At 37.8% G+C, this 18,336-nt stretch carries 17 protein-coding genes; 15 read left to right on the plus strand and 2 right to left on the minus strand.

Annotation, left to right across the window (positions count from 1 at the left end; translation table 11 throughout):
• The first annotated feature begins 236 nt into the window (after positions 1–236).
• The 4 genes from G611_RS0110135 (at position 237) to G611_RS15780 (ending at position 4,411) form a co-directional block, all read left to right on the plus strand.
• Complete coding sequence (locus G611_RS0110135; protein ID WP_028243509.1) at positions 237–2,336, plus strand: methyl-accepting chemotaxis protein; 2,100 nt, start codon at positions 237–239, stop codon at positions 2,334–2,336.
• A gap of 375 nt (positions 2,337–2,711) precedes the next feature.
• The gene (locus G611_RS0110140) at positions 2,712–3,155 is read left to right on the plus strand and encodes a hypothetical protein (RefSeq protein WP_035630380.1); all 444 of its coding nucleotides are present in this window, start codon (positions 2,712–2,714) and stop codon (positions 3,153–3,155) included.
• 464 nt (positions 3,156–3,619) lie between these two features.
• On the plus strand, positions 3,620–3,934 hold the full coding sequence (locus G611_RS0110145; RefSeq protein WP_027433880.1) for a TfoX/Sxy family protein: 315 nt from the start codon (positions 3,620–3,622) through the stop codon (positions 3,932–3,934).
• Positions 3,935–4,039: 105 nt separating this feature from the next.
• Positions 4,040–4,411, plus strand: coding sequence for a hypothetical protein (locus G611_RS15780; RefSeq protein ID WP_143453236.1), 372 nt, complete (start codon positions 4,040–4,042; stop codon positions 4,409–4,411).
• 67 nt (positions 4,412–4,478) lie between these two features.
• Here the strand turns inward: G611_RS15780 and G611_RS0110150 are convergent, their stop codons facing one another.
• A complete protein-coding gene (locus G611_RS0110150) occupies positions 4,479–5,366 on the minus strand; it encodes a LysR family transcriptional regulator (RefSeq protein WP_027433879.1) in 888 nt (295 codons plus the stop codon).
• Positions 5,367–5,477: 111 nt separating this feature from the next.
• Here G611_RS0110150 and G611_RS0110155 point away from each other — a divergent pair, with 111 nt between their 5' ends.
• The 8 genes from G611_RS0110155 (at position 5,478) to G611_RS0110195 (ending at position 12,309) form a co-directional block, all read left to right on the plus strand.
• Complete coding sequence (locus tag G611_RS0110155) at positions 5,478–6,515, plus strand: YeiH family protein (RefSeq protein ID WP_027433878.1); 1,038 nt, start codon at positions 5,478–5,480, stop codon at positions 6,513–6,515.
• A 494-nt stretch (positions 6,516–7,009) separates the two neighbouring features.
• Complete coding sequence (locus tag G611_RS16080) at positions 7,010–7,234, plus strand: GNAT family N-acetyltransferase (RefSeq protein WP_051195210.1); 225 nt, start codon at positions 7,010–7,012, stop codon at positions 7,232–7,234.
• A gap of 622 nt (positions 7,235–7,856) precedes the next feature.
• A complete protein-coding gene (locus tag G611_RS0110170; RefSeq protein WP_028243511.1) occupies positions 7,857–8,825 on the plus strand; it encodes a hypothetical protein in 969 nt (322 codons plus the stop codon).
• 3 nt (positions 8,826–8,828) lie between these two features.
• Complete coding sequence (locus G611_RS14655) at positions 8,829–9,344, plus strand: replication initiator protein A (protein WP_051195211.1); 516 nt, start codon at positions 8,829–8,831, stop codon at positions 9,342–9,344.
• Entirely contained in the window at positions 9,344–10,147 is an 804-nt protein-coding gene (locus G611_RS14660; protein ID WP_034216420.1) for an ATP-binding protein, read from the plus strand. The genes G611_RS14655 and G611_RS14660 overlap by 1 nt, the downstream gene beginning before the upstream one ends.
• Positions 10,148–10,150: 3 nt before the next feature.
• Complete coding sequence (locus G611_RS0110185; RefSeq protein WP_027433875.1) at positions 10,151–10,366, plus strand: excisionase; 216 nt, start codon at positions 10,151–10,153, stop codon at positions 10,364–10,366.
• A 128-nt stretch (positions 10,367–10,494) separates the two neighbouring features.
• Positions 10,495–11,691, plus strand: coding sequence for a site-specific integrase (locus G611_RS0110190; RefSeq protein WP_028243512.1), 1,197 nt, complete (start codon positions 10,495–10,497; stop codon positions 11,689–11,691).
• 165 nt (positions 11,692–11,856) lie between these two features.
• Positions 11,857–12,309: a low molecular weight protein-tyrosine-phosphatase gene (locus G611_RS0110195; protein WP_028243513.1), complete on the plus strand. Its 453-nt coding sequence runs from the start codon at positions 11,857–11,859 to the stop codon at positions 12,307–12,309.
• A 51-nt stretch (positions 12,310–12,360) separates the two neighbouring features.
• Here G611_RS0110195 and G611_RS0110200 read toward each other — a convergent pair whose 3' ends face one another.
• Positions 12,361–14,145, minus strand: a complete 1,785-nt coding sequence (locus G611_RS0110200; RefSeq protein ID WP_196801567.1) for an EAL domain-containing protein — start codon at positions 14,143–14,145, stop codon at positions 12,361–12,363.
• A gap of 268 nt (positions 14,146–14,413) precedes the next feature.
• Here G611_RS0110200 and G611_RS0110205 point away from each other — a divergent pair, with 268 nt between their 5' ends.
• The 3 genes from G611_RS0110205 to G611_RS0110215 all read left to right on the plus strand — a co-directional run bounded on the left by G611_RS0110205 (position 14,414) and on the right by G611_RS0110215 (position 18,213).
• Complete coding sequence (locus G611_RS0110205) at positions 14,414–15,979, plus strand: ABC-F family ATP-binding cassette domain-containing protein (RefSeq protein WP_028243515.1); 1,566 nt, start codon at positions 14,414–14,416, stop codon at positions 15,977–15,979.
• 128 nt (positions 15,980–16,107) lie between these two features.
• Complete coding sequence (locus G611_RS0110210) at positions 16,108–17,244, plus strand: CobW family GTP-binding protein (RefSeq protein WP_028243516.1); 1,137 nt, start codon at positions 16,108–16,110, stop codon at positions 17,242–17,244.
• Positions 17,245–17,256: 12 nt separating this feature from the next.
• Complete coding sequence (locus tag G611_RS0110215) at positions 17,257–18,213, plus strand: GTP-binding protein (RefSeq protein WP_028243517.1); 957 nt, start codon at positions 17,257–17,259, stop codon at positions 18,211–18,213.
• Positions 18,214–18,336: the final 123 nt, after the last annotated feature.

Genomic DNA, 18,336 nt, shown 5'->3' on the forward strand with positions numbered 1-18,336 from the left:
CTTTTGAACTAAAAACCAAAAATTAATCTTAGAAAAAAGAAAAGGATGCTGCAAAACGGTGTTTTGCAGCATCCTCTTTGTCTACAGTCTGAGACGTGGGAAATAATTCCCACGTCTTTTTTTGTTGAGGATTTGTTTGTGAAAAGTGTATAAAAAAACTGTGACGCTGGCAATATAGTTGGCATTATGATGATAAAATAATGTTAACACGTTAACAGTATAATTGGAGGGGAAGCATGAGTTCTAGAAAAGGAATGTCTATCAAATGGAAACTTATTGTTACTATTCTTCCTGTCGTTTTACTTGCTATTGTAGTTATCGCATTGACAATTACAAACATCAGTAGGGGGGTAATTACAACAACTACTGAAGAAAAGATGTTTGCTACATTAGGAGAAAACATCAATTCCATCGATGGGGGAATGGACGAGATTAAGATGCAGGCCGAAACCTTTGCAAATGCAGTTGCGGGCTGTTATCAGACTGCTTCCTATGATAATTTCGATGTAATGATTAGAAATATGGTAACGCAGAATGATGCTGTTTTGGGGGCAGGTATCTGGTTCGAACCAAATGTGTACGATCCAGAGCAAAGATACTATGGTCCATATTGGATGAAGGATATGAACAGTGACGGTACATGGGCTGGTTCTATGAGCGTACTTTGGGATTATTCTAATGCTGAGTATGATTATTTTACTCAGGAATATTATACCAATGCCAAAAGCCAGGCTGATGTACAGGCTGTAATCACAGACCCTTATTATGATGAAACAACAGGTCTTATGATGGCCAGCTGCTCAGCACCAATCATTGATGCTACAGGTAATTTCTTAGGCTGTGTAACAGTCGACCTACAGTTATCAGATGTTCAGGCAACTCTTTCAGAAGTTAGAGTAGGTCAATCTGGAACAATATGGCTTATAGATAGTGCAGGAAATTATGTTTATCACCCAGCATTTCCAACAGCAGCTCAGGATGGAATGAATATTTCTCAATCAACTGAGTTGGGAGATTATATTGGAAGAATTCAAGGCGAAGAATCTGGCCAGGGTATTTTCACATTTGAAGGTGATAACAGATTATTATATTGGAACACACTTCCTGGATTAGGATGGAAGATGGGGCTTACTATTCTTGAAACAGAAGTTTATGCAGGTGTAAACAGAATGATTAGAATTTCTGTTATTGGCTGTATCATAGGTATTATTGTTTGTGCTTTAATTATCATTTTACAGGCTTCAGGAATGGCATCTGCTGTTATTAAGGTTCAGAAGTTTGCTGAAAGATTAGCAGAGGGTGATTTTACTATTGAGCCTCTTAAGGTAAATCGTTCCGATGAAATCGGCGCTATGTCATCTGCATTAAATGGCATGTATGAGAATAACGCAGATGTTATTAGAAATATTGGTCAGGGTAGCGAGAAGGTTTCATATTCTTCAAGCCAGCTTTCATCTACAGCAACAGATTTAATGGCTCGATTTGAAGAAGTTGCAAGTACAATGTCTAGAGTTAATGATGCAATGACTAACACTGGTGCTGCCACTGAACAGGTTTCAGCTTCAGCCAGTGAGGTTAATACATCTGTTGAAAAGCTTGCTGAGGAAACAAAGAAGACTAAGGAAGCAGTTGTGGAAATTACAAAGAGAGCTGCTGATATTGAAAGAGATGGACGTGAAAGCTCAGAAGAAGCTCTTAGAATTTCAAAGCAGCGTGGCGAGGAATTAGAGGAAGCTGCAGAGCAGGCAAAGGTTGTAGAAAAGATTGGAACCTTGGCAGATTCCATTTCAGATATTGCATCACAGATTAACCTTCTTTCACTTAATGCAAGTATCGAGGCTGCAAGAGCTGGTGAACATGGTAGAGGCTTCGCAGTTGTTGCTAGCGAAATCAACAATCTTGCTGTCGAGACACAGGATGCTGTTTCAGAGATTCAAAACACTGTAGATGAAATCCAAAAGGCCTTTGATAAGCTTAAGAGCGCAGCTTTAGAGCTCGTTGATTTCATGGAAAACAATGTAACTCCTGATTACCAGAAGTTCATTTCAATTGGTCAGCAGTACGGCGAAGATGCAAATACCTTCGGTGGATTGGCAAATCAGATATCAGATATGGTAGACTATATATCAGAATCTATGGAGCAGGTTAGCGCAGCAGTTGCTTCTATCGCAGAATCAGCTACCGAAACAGCTACATCATCTTCAGAAGTAACAGATACTATCTCTGAATCTTCAGAAATGATGAGCAATGTAGCAGGAATGGCTAACGATAGCCAGAAGGTTGCACAAGACCTTGATGTAATTGTTAAGCAGTTTAACCTGAAGGAAGAGGACTAAAATAAACTTAGGGAGAATAAAATGACTAGAATATTATTCGTTTGCCATGGCTTGGTACTAACTTGTAGTCTAAAAGCCCATGAAATCAACGGTTAATGTTGCTTGAGAGATAGATTTACAACCTATTTACAACTTTTGGATAGCTGCGATACGATACGATGAGTCCCCAAATTGGGGACTCTTATTTATAAGAGTCCTTGACTAAGACACAACAAACCCTTCGGGGTATGTCAAAAGAAGAGAAAATGATCTGTATTTTGACATAACCTGCGGAGGGTTTGTTATTTTGCAATTAAATTTTGAAAAATATAACTAATAGGAATAACTAAAATAGCTCGTGTCTGATATAATATTTTAATGAGTCTGGATTTTTAAGTGGAAAGATATGGACTGAAAATAGATACTTTCAGAATGGTGTTTAATATGTTGGAAAATATAGATGATGTATATTCTGGTGTAGATAAAAGATGGATTTATTCAAGCAAAGTGGATTGTGAACTTTTAAGTGATTATCTACAGAAAATCAATTTCAGTATTCAGGACTACAATTATAAGATTAACAGGATAAATGATAGAGGAGATGTGTGCTATTTAATCTTGCTTGTGACATGGATACAAGAATCTTATAAGTTGATTCAAACTACTGTTAGGGAAGATGTAATGGCATCGTTTGAATATAAAGAGGAAAGCTTAGTATCTCAATGCAATAAGTATATTAGTGCTTTAAGATCATTTGTTGTGGGGGAACTTTTGGTCCAATGGAACCAGAAGTGGATATATGGATACGCAGTACGAAATAGATTCTGGCGGGTGACATAGGAGCACGGATTTTTGCATAAAGGAATTGTGTACCTTTATGCGTATCCTGTTATATTTTTTATTTTTGCTTGTAAAGATGACTGCGGAATAGTCGTAAAACGCAGTGGATATGCGGAAGCCTTTATTTACAAGGGATTCAGAGTCCGACATTGTTGTTAAAGTGATTATCAGTCCGATATATCCGAAGTTGCATAATTTACTTGCGCCAACGGTTGGTTCGGATATGCCGTAATCGACGTTAACATGTTGCAAACATTGATTTTATGCGGTTTGTAGCATTTGATGGTCGAAGTGGTGAGTTTCAGGTGGTCAGGGTGATGAGCCAATCGCGAAGGGGTGTGACATAGGCTGGTTCACATAGCTGATCGGCTCCGCAGAGTGGTTGCGTGTAGCCTCAAGAAAAGGCTTAAAATCAATGACTATCAGGGTCCGGTATTGTATAATCATTGGTAGAGGTGATTGTTATGGCGTCAAGCAAGGAATATTTGGATTTTATATTAGAACAGCTTTCTGAATTGGATGATATATCGTATAGAGCAATGATGGGCGAGTACATCATCTATTATCGTGGCAAGATTGTCGGTGGAATATATGATGATCGTTTTCTCGTGAAGAATGTGAAAGCTGCGTCAGAATTGATGCCGGATGCATCATTGGAACTTCCATATGAGGGCGCAAAGGAAATGTTTCTGGTAGATGATATTGATAATAAGAGTTTCTTGAAGGAATTGTTGGAAGCTATGTATGAGGAACTGCCGGAGCCGAAGAAAAAGAAATAACTTTTTATATAACTGAGTAAGATAAATCGTAATTGAACGAAGCATAAGAGGAACTTCATACTTCTTATCTGCACACTGTGTATTTTAGCCAGTGTTATTTTTTGCGTGGAAAAAAGTGCAATCGAAAGCGTAAATGCATGCCATGACAGGATATCAACATCTAAGCAGATACCGTTATCATCTGCAAATGCTTCATTAACCACGCTTCGTCCGATACTCAATTATCTGACTGTACCTGAGGTAAAGAATCTTGGTGCTGCCTGCAGTATCATTGAAAATCATTATAAGAATGCCGAGCAGCGTATAAGCCTGGCATTTCTATTCTTTTTATTCGTTGTATCACTTCTGATATCGATACACCTTTTTCCTGTTTACCTGTTTGACAGGGTCAATGTGGCTTTTTATCAGAAAGCCATAATCCGGTTTATCCACAGCAAGGATATGGAGGTTCGTGAGAATCTCGGCAATGTAAAATAAAGTGCGTAAGTTGATGGTTTCCAACTTACACACTTTATTTTACATTGCCCTTTTCTTTAGATTTTTATTAGGATTTATAACGTTTTAAGTCTGCACATATTTTTTCGATTTCGTCGGAAAAAACACTGTTTTCTGACCAAAGAAAGGTGAAGTCATGTTGTATTGAAAAGTTATTAAGAGGTATCTTTTTTAAGCTTCCTTGCTGCAGTTCACGTTCAACAGCAGCTTTATAAAGAAAGCTTATTCCGCAGTCATTTAAGAGAAACTGAATTATGGTATGCATGTTTTCAACCTGAGTATAGTGGGTAAAACATTCAATTTCGTGATTGTTAATTGCTAAAGAGCGCTCTAAAATGTTTCTGGTTCCTGAACCGGGTTCTCGTACAAGGAGTCTTTCTGAAAAAAGATCAGAGAGTTGATTTGGCTTTTTTTTAAATATATGCGATGCGGCGCATACAGGTATAAATTCTTCAGTGCGATAGAGCATTGTATTATAAATTCCTTCTGGAAAATATCCTTCAACCAGCGCGAAATCAATATTTCCGTCTTTAAGATTATTTAAAAGTTCAGTTGTATTTCCAAAATGAATTACGAAGTCTGTTTCAGGATGATCTTTGATATAACAGCTAACAGGATATGATATGGCGTATTCACCGATTGTCATAGTTACGCCAAATGATATTTTTTTATTAGCTGTATTTGATAATGATAGTTCTCTTTTTAGTATAGCTTCGTCATTTCTTATTTGATTCATCTTCTCAAAAAGCAGTCGACCACTATCTGTTAGTTCGAGCTTTTTTCCATCTTTTATGAAAAGTTTAGTGTTATATACTTTTTCAAGATAGTGAATATGCTGCGATACAGCTGGCTGTGTTATATTAAGCTCATTTGCTGCATGAGTATAGTTCATGTTTCTGCATACACATAAAAAAGTGTCAATTCTGAAATCAAGCATGATATTCTCCTGTAACCATAAAGAAAATTTATGGATATATTATAATATATAATTTTTGTTTTAGCAAAATGTTTATTATAATGGCTTTTGTTGAATAGGAGGATATAGAAGATGAAATCTATAATGAAAAAAACAAAAGGTATGCTGATATGCTTATTAATAGCGCTTCCTTCGTGGATGATAGGAAAAAGATTTCCTGTAATTGGAGGTGCTGTAATTGCAATTGTTTCAGGAATGCTAATTTCACTTTTTTGGAATGATAAGAAGGATGCAGAAGAAGGAATAAAGTATACTTCTAAAGTGATTTTGCAGACTGCTGTTGTGCTTCTTGGGTTTGGTATGAATCTTTCTGTGGTGATGGAAACTGGAAAACAGTCACTGCCAATAATTATTTGTACTATATCTACATCACTTATTCTTGCATGGTTACTTCATAAGGTGATGAAAATAAAAGGTAATATTTCAACGCTTATTGGGGTAGGCTCTTCTATATGTGGTGGTTCTGCAATAGCAGCAACTGCACCGGTTATAGACGCAGATGATGACGATGTTGCTCAGGCAATCTCTGTAATCTTTTTCTTTAATGTACTGGCAGCTATATTATTTCCTGTGCTTGGAAAAATACTTGGTTTTAGTATAAGTTCAGGCGAGGCTTTTGGAATTTTTGCAGGAACTGCAATTAACGATACTTCATCAGTTACTGCGGCTGCCTCAACATGGGACAGTATGTGGAATTTGGGAAGTCAAACTTTGGATAAGGCAGTAACAGTTAAGCTTACCAGAACACTTGCGATAATACCTATTACACTTATACTTGCCTTTTTGAGAGCCAAAGAAGCTAGAAAAGACGGAAGTCATACGAATGGTTTTAGTTTAAAAAGAGCATTTCCAATGTTTATCATTTATTTTATATTGGCATCAGTAATTACTACGGTATCTCTAAGTTGCGGGGTATCGCCAGATGTTTTTTCTCCATTGAAAGAACTTAGCAAATTTCTAATCGTAATGTCGATGGCAGCAATAGGGCTAAATAGTAATGTGATAAAGCTTATTAAGTCTGGTGGGAAACCTATATTGCTTGGAGGTTGCTGTTGGGCAGGAATAACAGTGGTTAGCTTGTTAATGCAGCGAGTTATGGGAATTTGGTAAAAATGCAACTTCAAAACCTTCCTTTTGATGCATGGTTCGTAATAAGATTTATGATGCTTTTTGCAATAAACCTTTGTTTTTTTATTTTTTTTTGATAGAATGATAAATCTCAAGTCTAGAAGCAAAAGTGGCTCAATCCTAGATGATGTCTGGGATTGAGCCTTTTCGTCTGTATAGCGAACTAACAGTTATTCTTGTATGACATAGATTTTTTCAGACGCTTCCAAGAAGCAACATTAGATGAAAGAAGGAAAGGGTATCCTTTATGTGGTTGATATCTCGCTCTACGGTAGTTTTCTAGAAAATTGGAATGTTTTACGTTGGATAGAAAAAGCGCATCGTCGATTATATCCGAATATAAATGAGTACGACAATTTCGGTTTGTAAAGACGAAAAGTATTGGAAAAAAACAGATATAAAGTTGCCACCAGTTGTGTACAGTAGTCCTGAGCTTTCTACCGTACACAACAGGTAAACAGCAACTAGATGAAGAAATGCCTCAAATACGGCATTTTTACTTCATTAATCGTTCTCAAGGAGAAAAGATAGGTAGTAAATTATTAAGTTTTGCAACCTCAGACAAAGGAGCAAAATGGCTTTGGGTTTTAGAACAAAATGAGCGAGGCATTAAGTTTTATAAGAAGAATGGATTTGATTTTACGGGGGAGAGGATGATAGAGGACGACTGGATTCCATTAAAGAAAATGTTAATTAATTAACTTCAGATTAAATGAGACAAATTCCAATTTGTCGGGATGTGGCATAGCCTTTTATATCGCAATATAAATGATAAAGACAGCTTCATGTTTGCTAGAGTGAATAATTGAATATGTAGCTTTGGGGTAAATGGACCAAAGGCGGTGAATGAAGTCGAGAGCAATCTCGGCTTTATTTTTTTGCGCAAATTTTAGTAATCAGTACCAACTCGTTCCAAATAGTAGATGTAAGGACAAAAAGTTGGCTTTTGTTTTAGCAACCAAGATAAAAAGGTACCAAATGAAAGATGAAAGCAGAAATTTTTTTCTTTAATTTTTGGAAATCAAACATCTGGCAACCCAAGTATATGGTGAAGCAATGAGGAAGGAAAAAAATTTTTCAAAAAAATATTGTCTTCGTTTAGTAATAGGGGGTCAACCCAACCCAAATGTATAGTGAGGGAAAAAATAAGCCAGTTTTTGAAACTATTTTTTTCGGCATTTAGTAATCAGTCATTTTTGAACATAAATGCATTGTGAGAGGAAAAAGCTTTTTTTAGCCTCGGGGCAGACGTGCCCACAACTAGTAACAATTGATACCAATTCAGTTGACTGCAGCAATGGCGATTGGGGAAAGGATACTTTTATGGATTTAGTAAACATTGATGAAACATTAAAAAACATAGGGACTTACTGGGAAGTATATTGCTTTATAGCCGAAGAGGACCGCACCTTGGATGAAATCAAAAGGTTTTTGATGACGGAGTGCGATAAACCGGAATCGACAGCACGAGCACAGGTGTCTGCCTTTAAATCAGCACGGGACAATATTTATGAGTTTTGTGAAGATGGTGAGCATGTATGTATCAGTGTGGACAAGATGAATCGTTTGGAAGAGCAGATGGATGATTTTCTTGGCTTTACCAAGTACGACTATCGTGCAGTGGATCATCGCGACTATGAAGATGCATTTAATGAGGCGGCAGAAGAATGGAAAAAGAATCGAGAGGAATTAACCAATCGCATCAACAAACTCAACAAGGCTGCATGGAATTGTCAAATGGAAAGCTATAAGAAGCAGATTGAATATTTAAAAAAGCTTTTGGAACAACCGGTGTTGGTAACTAATGATACTTTCACAGTTGATAGCCAGAAGTATTATGCTAAGGATTTTTCTTTTTATTCGAACAGACAAGAGATGGAAGACAGGGAATTAAACTGGATTGCATCAAAGCATCGAGTTGAAGTCTCTGCTGAAAAAGATGAGTGGGAAGAAGTTACTAATCTTTTTAAGAACAAGAGGGTAAAACTGAAGGATAGAATTCTTTTGTTTCCGCTTTGTATGTTAGCTCGCTGGAAGAAACGGAAATATGAGAAGATAGCGAATTCCATTATCTATGATGACATAGTAAAGCGATTTGCCAGAGAAATGGTGGAGCAGAAGATATTTATCATTGCTGATTTCAACGGTAAGAAGGAACCATTTAAGATCGTTCCGCAGCGTTATTTGGATGACTTAAGAAAACGGGTAGATGACCTTGAAAAACAAATTGAATCCACTTGTGGTCCATTGGACCATAAGCCGGAAAATGAGCCTACAGGAAAGGAGGCGTAGTTGATGGAGAATCGATATTTACGGAAAGATGACAAATTGAATAACTTCATACCGATTCCGCTTTCTTTGCTGGATTCAAAACTCAGTAGCACCACATTGCTTGTATATGGCTGTCTCCTTGGACGTGGCATCTTATCCCAGAAGAATGGCTGGTATGACCAGAATGGGGCTATATACGTCCGTTATACGGCGCCTCAGCTTGCCAGGGATTTGGGCAAGGGTAAATCCACAGTAAAGGCTTCTTTAAAGGAATTAGAGACTGCGGGTCTGATAGAGAGAAGGCGTATGGGACTTACTATGACAAATATTTATATCAAGGTTCCATGCTCATCTGAAAGCGGTCAGTATTCTGACCACGCAGGACAGAAATCTGACCTGCCTAAGCCGGAAAACAAGACTTACAGCGGTCAGAATTCAAGCCCATCCGAGGTCAGAAAACCGGACCCAAGTAAATATAACAGAATAAATAATGGAACATACCATAAAGAATATATCGTGAGAGAGGGGGAGAGCTTTTGATGAAGAATCAGGATTTAGAAAATGAAACTTATGTTGGCGAAGATGGATTGCTTTATTGCGCTAAGTGCCACACACCTTGCGAAAAGGCTCTCCCACATCCTTTGGAGAAGGGGAAGCTCTGGAGAGTTCATGTAATGTGTCGATGCCAGCGTGAGGCCTATGAAAAGGAGCAGGCCGAACGTGCTAAGCGTGAGTTTGATGAGATGGTAGAGCGTAACCGTATGGTTTGTTTTCACGAAAAGCAGATGTATGCCATGACCTTTGAGTCTGATGATGGCAGTGTGCCGGCCATGAAAAAAGCCAAAGCTTATGTAAACCATTGGGATGAGGTAAAGGCTAAGAACGTCGGCTTATTACTCTATGGCGACGTTGGTACAGGTAAAACCTATATAGCGGCGGCAATAGCAAATGCACTTCTTGATCAAGGTAAGAGAGTTTTGATGCGTGACTTTACTGAGATAAGCAATATCTCTACTTTTGACTCGGATGAATATGTTCGCTCGTTATCTGCTTATGATTTATTGGTTTTGGATGATTTGGGAGCGGAGCGTACCACAGAATTTGCGATGCAGAATGTATTTAATGTAGTCAATCGCAGGATGGAGTCCGGAAAGCCACTCATCGTCACGACAAATAAGTCTATGGATGATTTGAAGAATCCTAAGGAACTTACAGATAAGCGTATTTATGATCGCATCCTTGCCATGTGCACGCCGGTCTTTGTCGGTGGTAATAGCAAGCGAGAAAAGATTGCATCCGATCATTATCAGAATTTAAAAGATATTTTTGGAAAGGAGGAATAGTTTATGGCTGAATTACAAACTTATAGTGGCGTTCCTCTTTGGAAGAAATATTCCTTAAACATTCAGGAAGCTGCAGAATACTACGGAATTGGCGAAAAACGACTCAGACAGATTATTTCTGAAAATCGTGACGCAGCATTTGTTCTTGAGGTGGGAAGTCATACCAGAATTAAGAGGGAATTGTTTGAAAAATACTTGGATGAATCGACTGTGGTTTGAGTGAGTTTTGAATGCAATTAGTGATGGTTGAAAACTATAACTTATAGAGAAAAAGCCGCGTTTATGGTATGATAGGGCATATCGTATCGTGGCTTTTTTCAGAAGTTATGTCGTAGAAAGGAGACGTAATGAGTGAAAAAAGACGAGATAATAAAAATCGCGTACTTCGTAATGGAGAAAGCCAACGAAAAGATGGAAGATATATGTACAAATACAACAATGAAAATGGTGAAGCAAAGTACTTTTACAGTTGGAGACTGGATAAGAATGACCCGACACCGGTAGGAAAGAAGCGTGAGTTATCTTTACGAGAAAAGATTAGGAAAATGGAAGAAGATAAGCTTGCAGGACTTCTTCCCGGGGCAAGTAATACAACAGTCCTTGAACTCGTTGAGAAGTATGTTTCTTTGAAAACCGGAGTAAGGCATAATACGGAAGCAAATTATCGATTTGTAATCAATATTATTAAAAAGGAACCGTTTGGGAAGATGCGTATCGATCGGGTGAAACAATCGGACGCGAAGGCATGGCTTATCAAACTCCAAAAGGATGGCCGTGGTTATAGCACTATTCATACGGTGCGTGGTGTTGTAAGACCAGCATTTCAAATGGCGACAGATGATGATTTGATAAGAAAGAATCCGTTTGAGTTCCAATTAGCAACTGTAGTTGTAAATGATAGTGTTACCAGAGAAGCTATTTCCAGAGCAGATATGCGTAAGTTCCTTAAGTTTGTTGAAGAGGATAAGCATTTTAGCAGATACTATGAAGGGTTTTATATTCTCTTTCATACGGGACTTAGAATATCTGAGTTTGTTGGACTTACGATAAATGATATTGATTTTCGTGAAATGAAGATTCATGTCACACATCAGCTTCAGCGAAAGCGAAATATGGAATATATCATTGAAGATACCAAGACTTCCAGTGGTACCAGAGATATTCCGATGACTTCCGAAGTGGCAGAGTGTTTTCGTAGGATTATTGACAAGAGACCGAAAGCAAAAGTTGAGCCGATGATAGATGGCTATAGTGGTTTTTTGTATCTTGATAAAAATGAAAAGCCTATGGTTGCTCTACATTGGGAGAAATATTTTCAGCACGTTGTAGAGAAGTATAATGGCATTTATAAAATTCAGATGCCTAAGATTACACCGCATGTGTGCCGCCATACATTCTGTTCAAACATGGCAAAGTCGGGAATGAATCCGAAAACTCTTCAATACATAATGGGACATTCGGATATAGGAGTTACGTTAAATACATATACGCATTTAACGTTTGACGATGCAAAGGAAGAGATGGAAAGATTAGCAAAGGCATAATAATAGCGAGTTGTAAGAAACTCAGATTTACAACTATTTTTACAACTTTTGATGGCAATTTTACAACAAATTATGCAAAGATATGCCATAAAACGGCAGGAAAGAATCTGTCACTGAATTGCCTTAAAGCCTGTAAAATAGCGAAAATATAAGGAATTAAAGACTATGATAAATATACTTTTCATCTGCCATGGCTCAATCTGTCGCTCACCAATGGCTAAATATGTAATGCAGGATATGGTAGATAAAAGAGGCATAGCTAAGGAGTTTTTTATCGATTGCGCTGCTATGACCTATGAGGAGATTGGAAATCCGGTTTATCCACCTGTTAGACAGCTTTTAAATGACAAAGGAATAGATTGCAGTGGCTATGGTGCACGCCATATCAGAAAAGATGAATATAGAGATTTTGACTATATCATAGGTATGGATGCAGAAAACATGCGTGACCTTCATTATGAATTTGGTGAGGATAGGGATAATAAGATATACAGGCTGTTAGATTTCACTGATAGACCACGTGATATAGACGACCCTTGGTACACTAGAAAGTTTGATGTATGTTATGAGGATGTATTAAGAGGCTGTGAAGGCCTTCTAAAGGAATTAGGATACTAATAGAGATGTAATAAAGCTCCTAAATGCCAATTGTTATTGGTGTTTAGGAGCTTATTTTTTGTATTTTGCTATGAATTCATCAACTGGTAGAGGAGGGGAGAAGTACATTCCCTGCAGGTAGTTGCATCCAATCTCTTCCATGGTAGCTGCCATTTCTTTTGTTTCAATACCTTCGGCGGTGATAGTGTAACCTGACTGCCTAAAGGTTTTAACTAATGTAGGAAGAATGATATCTGGCTGCTTACAATAATCCCAAATCAGACTCATATCAATTTTGACATTGTGGAATGGGAAATGCTTTAATCTGCTTGCATTTGAATAGCCAGTTCCATAATCATCAAGTGATAATTCAAAGCCCTTTAGCTTAATCTTATCTAGTTGGTCCTTCATTATTATTTCATCTGTGATGGAAGCTTCTGTGATTTCCAAATGTATTTTCTCAGGTGAAATATTGTATTCATTTATTAGTTTTTCAAAGGATTCGGCCAAATCCTTTTTCATGAACTGGGCAGTTGATAGATTTACATTAATCCATTTAAGACCAAGGGCATCTAGGTCATTATCTCTTATAAAGATACAGGTTTTTTCAAATACCTGGGCACCTAGATTATAGATTCGACCATTGCTTTCAGCGATTGGAATGAATTTATCAGGAGGTATTAATTCTCCGGAATCATTAAAAATTCTACAAAGGCTTTCTGCCCCAACTAGCTCATGAGTATTAGCATCCACAATAGGCTGTAAGAATATTGCAACGCTATGGTCTTCAGTGGCTCTTTCTAATGCCTTCTTTATAAGGATATTTTTGTGATTTTCTATGAATGAGCGGTCATCAATATCTAATATAGTTCGGTTGTTATTACTGCTGGCTTTTTCTAACGTACTGCTTATAACATTAAGAATGCTGTCTGAAGAATACCCCTTATAATCACATATGATTCTAGCGAAGCTGATATTAAGGTACAATTCTACATCATCAGAAATAAAAGGACGCTTAAATCGTTCTATTAGAGTTTCTATAATGCTATCAACCTCTGGTTTATTGTCTACTACAAAAACAAATCTTCCGGAACGGCAGTAGAACATCAGCATATTGCCAAATTTCCATCGCAAGTAATTTCCAATCAAGCCTAAACCGGCATCCATCTGTTTGTTACCATATATTTCACTTGTTTCTGTGTAATGGTCTATTACAAAAGCAAATATGTAATGTCGCTTAAAGTAGTTTTCATCTAGATATAATCGAATTCCATCGCGGTTGAACAGGCGTGTTTGTCTATCAATATAAAAGTCTGGATTCATGAAAATAATATTAATGGTCAGTATTGCCATTATGCAGAAGGTATCCATTAACAAATACTTAGGCAATATTACTCTTAAGGTGAGTCCAATCAAAAGGATATTAAGATAAACCAAAGCACCATAGAATTCTCTGCGTCTTTTAAAAAACTTTCGTAAAGATAATACCATCACTATAGAGAACAGAATGTAATATAGGAAGGTAAAAGTTATTAAATGATAAGCATAACTTCTTACATATCCATGGTCATCTACTGTAAATATTGCTTTTAACCAAGGAGTTGCTAGAACAATTCCCTCGGTGAAAATAAGTGGAATATTGCAAGCGATTGTTCTCACAAGATTTGCTTTAAGGTCAAGCTCTAAAATATTGCAGGTGAAAACAAAGAAGAAAAATCCTCTTAGTAAAAAGAAGACAAAGAATACCATATTAGAAATGTAGACAGCGGATATAGGTAAATCAGAATAATTTTCACAGGCCCAACTACTTATGATATCAGAGGAAATAACAACAGTCTCAATTAGCAATAAAATCACAAAGGTCCTATTAATCTTAATAGGCAGTCTTTGCAAGGCAAAATAATTGAGTAGAAGTATTCCTAATATTAAAAGGCTAGGTATAGCAAAACTGTAGTCCCACATACATAATCTCCAAAATAACATCTCCCATATTCAATTATATTGCGCTTAAGGAATTATCTCCAATGAACAATTTGTGTCTTATAAAATATGGGTGTTATCTTTTGAAAATTTTTGTTAGAATAAGCAAGTTGCTGAATAAATTTAAGAAATGGATTAATAGATTATGAGTATTTTAAACGTAGAGCATTTATCACATGGATTTGGAGATAGAGCTATATTTGAGGATGTTTCCTTTAGATTGCTTAAGGGCGAGCATATCGGACTTGTTGGAGCAAACGGTGAAGGAAAATCTACCTTTATGAATATCATTACAGGAAAGCTTCAGCCAGACGAAGGCAAGATTGAGTGGTCAAAAAAGGTTCGTGTAGGATACCTTGACCAGCACACCGTGCTTGAAAAGGGTATGACTATCGGTGATGTACTTCGTTCAGCCTTTGATTTTCTATATGAGATGGAGGCGGAAATGAATGATATCTACGCTAGTCTTGGTGATATCACAGATGATAATGAAATGAACAAGCGCATGGAGGAGGCCGGCACTATTGGAGATCTTCTTACAATGCATGATTTTTATATGATAGATTCAAAGGTTGAGGAAGTAGCCAGAGCTTTAGGTGTACTTGATTTAGGTTTAGACAGAGATGTCACAGAGCTTTCCGGTGGACAGCGTACCAAGGTGTTGATGGCAAAGCTTTTATTAGAAAAGCCTGATATCCTTCTTTTGGACGAGCCTACCAACTATTTGGATGTGGAGCATATTGAATGGCTTAAGAGATATTTGAATGATTACGAGAACGCCTTTATCCTTATTTCTCATGATGTGCCATTTTTGAATTCAGTTATCAATCTGATTTATCACATGGACAACAAGAAGCTGGAAAGATATGTTGGAGACTACGATAAGTTCCAGGAAGTGTATGCGATGAAGCAGGCTCAGCTGGAAGCTGCTTATAATAAACAGCAAAAGGAAATAGCTCAGCTTAAGGATTTCGTTGCAAGAAACAAAGCGAACGTGGCTACTCGTAACATGGCTATGTCTCGTCAGAAGAAGCTTGATAAGATGGATAAGATTGAGCTTGCTGCAGAAAAGCCAAAGCCAGAGTTTTACTTTAAAGAGGCAAGAACTCCTAGCCGAGTTATTTTCTCAACAAAGGATTTGGTAATTGGTTATGATAAAAACGAGCCATTGTCAAAGCCGCTTAATCTTGAAATGGAAAGAAAGCAGAAGATTGTTCTTACAGGAGCAAACGGTATTGGAAAGACTACTCTTTTAAAGAGTATTTTAGGATTGATTCCACCTATTTCTGGAACAGTTTATCAGGGAGAGTTCCTTGAAATCGGATACTTCGAGCAGGAGATGGACCAGCATATTTCCACAACCTGTATAGAGGAAATATGGAACGAATTTCCTTCTTATAACCAAAGCGAGGTTCGTGCCTCCCTTGCAAAGTGCGGTCTTACTACAAAGCACATCGAAAGCTTATGCCGTGTACTTTCCGGTGGTGAACAGGCTAAGGTTCGCTTATGTAAGCTATTAAACAGGGAGACTAATTTACTTCTTCTTGACGAGCCTACCAACCATTTAGATGTAGATGCCAAGGACGAGCTAAAGCGTGCCCTTAAGGAATACAACGGTTCAATTCTTATGGTTTGCCATGAGCCAGAGTTTTATGAGGGCTTGGCAACAGACGTGTGGGATGTAAGTCAGTGGACTACAAAAGTACTATAAATTTGCATTAAAAGATAAATTTGATTGCACACAATTTATATACTATTAATGTAGCACTTTTTACAATAGTGTGTTAAAATTAACTGTTGTTTAGATAATAAATATTTCTTTGGAAGGAAGGTTACATTATGACAAAGATTGATATAATTTCAGGTTTTTTAGGCGCAGGTAAGACTACATACATCAAGAAGATGCTTGAAGAAGCATACAAGGGTGAGAAGGTAGTTCTTATTGAAAACGAATTTGGTGAAGTAGGTATCGATGGCGGTTTCCTTAAGGACGCTGGTATCACTATTTCAGAAATGAACTCAGGCTGCATTTGCTGTTCACTTGTTGGAGATTTCGACAAGAATCTTCACGAGGTACTTGAGAAGTTCAGCCCAGACAGAATCCTTATCGAGCCATCAGGTGTTGGTAAGCTTTCAGATGTTATGACATCTGTTATCAAGCTTGAGGAATCTGCTGATGTTAAGCTTACAGGTCTTGTTACAGTTGTAAATGCACTTAAGGCTTCTAAGCAGATGAAGGCCTTTGGTGAGTTCTTCAACAACCAGATTGAATTTGCTACAACAGTAGTATTATCACGTTCACAGACAGCTACTGAGGATCAGCTTGAGTTCTGCGTTAAGCAGATTCAGAAGCTTAATCCAAAGGCTGCTATTATTACAACACCTTGGGATGAAATCACAGGTGAGAAGCTTCTTTCTGTAATGGAAGGACAGGATAACCTTGCTTCAGATATGAAGCGCCTTGCTGAGGAAGCTCACGAGCATGAAGAAGAGGAACATGAGCATGAGCATCATCATGATCATGACCACGAGGAGCATGAGCACGAGCATCACCACGACCACGATCATGAGGAGCACGAGCATCATCATGACCATGACCACGAAGAGCATGACCATGAACATCATCATGAACATGGCGAGAATTGCACATGCGGTTGTCATGATCACGACCATGAGCATCATCATCACCATCATGCAGATGATGTATTTACTACATGGGGTAAGGAGACACCTCACAAGTTCGAGAAGTCTACTATCGAAAATGCTATGAAGGCATTTGCCAACACAAACGATTATGGAACAATCATCCGTTCAAAGGGTATGGTTGAGGATGTTAATGGCGGATGGATTTACTTCGACTTCGTTGACGGTGAGTACGAGCTTAGAACAGGTGAGCCTGATTACACAGGACGTCTTGTAGTTATTGGTGCTGATATTGACGAGCACAAGATTGAAGAGATTTTTGGCTTAGAGTAATAGAGGTTTTATATGGCAAAAGATATACCAGTTTACGTCTTCACTGGATTTATGGATAGTGGAAAAACTACCCTTATCCAGGAGACTTTGTTTGAAAATGATTTCACCCAGGGCGGTGATGATAAAATTCTCATTATTGCATGTGAGGATGGAGATGTTGAATACGACATCGAGAAGCTTAAGACAGTTAATGCCAAGGTTACAATGATTGAAAACGAAGAAGATTTCAATCTAGAGAACCTTAACAAGCTTCAGAAGGAATATGACCCAGATGTTATCTTCCTTGAGTACAACGGTACCTGGGGCGTGGATCATATATATGATGAGCCACTTCCAGAGGGATGGGTTCCAGCCCAGTCCCTTGCAACTGTTGATGCTACTACATTTGAGAATTACCTTAACAATATGCGCACCATGATGATGGAGCAGTTGTTTAAGGCCGAGGTAGTCATCTTCAACAGATGTACAGATGATACACCAAAGACTAAGTTCCGCGGTCAGATTAAATCTATGAACAGACCAGCTCAGATTGTTTACGAGAGAGCAGACGGTTCTATCGATGATTCTCCAGAGGAGCTTCCATTTGATATTAATGCAGATGTGATAGAGATTACAGATGCTGATTATGCTCTTTGGTTTATGGACTGCATGGAGACACCTAAGAAGTACGATGGCAAGAAGGTTCATTTTACAGGTCTTGTATATAATCCAAATGATGGAAAGCTTCGTCGTGATGTATTTGTTCCAGGAAGATTTGCTATGACATGCTGCGTTGAGGACATTCAATTCCTTGGCATGAAATGTAAATGGGATAAGGCTTCATCATTAGAGCACAGAAGTTGGATAGATATTACAGCTCAGATTAAGGTTGAGTTCGCTAAGGAATATAAGGGTAAGGGTCCGGTTCTTTATCCAATCACAGTTGAACCTACAGAAAAGCCAGAAGATGAGCTTGTATATTTTAGTTAGGATTTAATGAAAAGCCTCTAGTAGTTTACGCTAGGGGCTTTTGTTTAATAAAAGCATAATTTAACGCTTTACAGAACTAAAGCGAACGGATATAATATCTCATTAAGATGAATAGGGAAGGAG

The organism is Pseudobutyrivibrio ruminis AD2017 (assembly GCF_000424305.1).
GTDB classification, from domain to species: Bacteria; Bacillota; Clostridia; order Lachnospirales; family Lachnospiraceae; genus Pseudobutyrivibrio; species Pseudobutyrivibrio ruminis_B.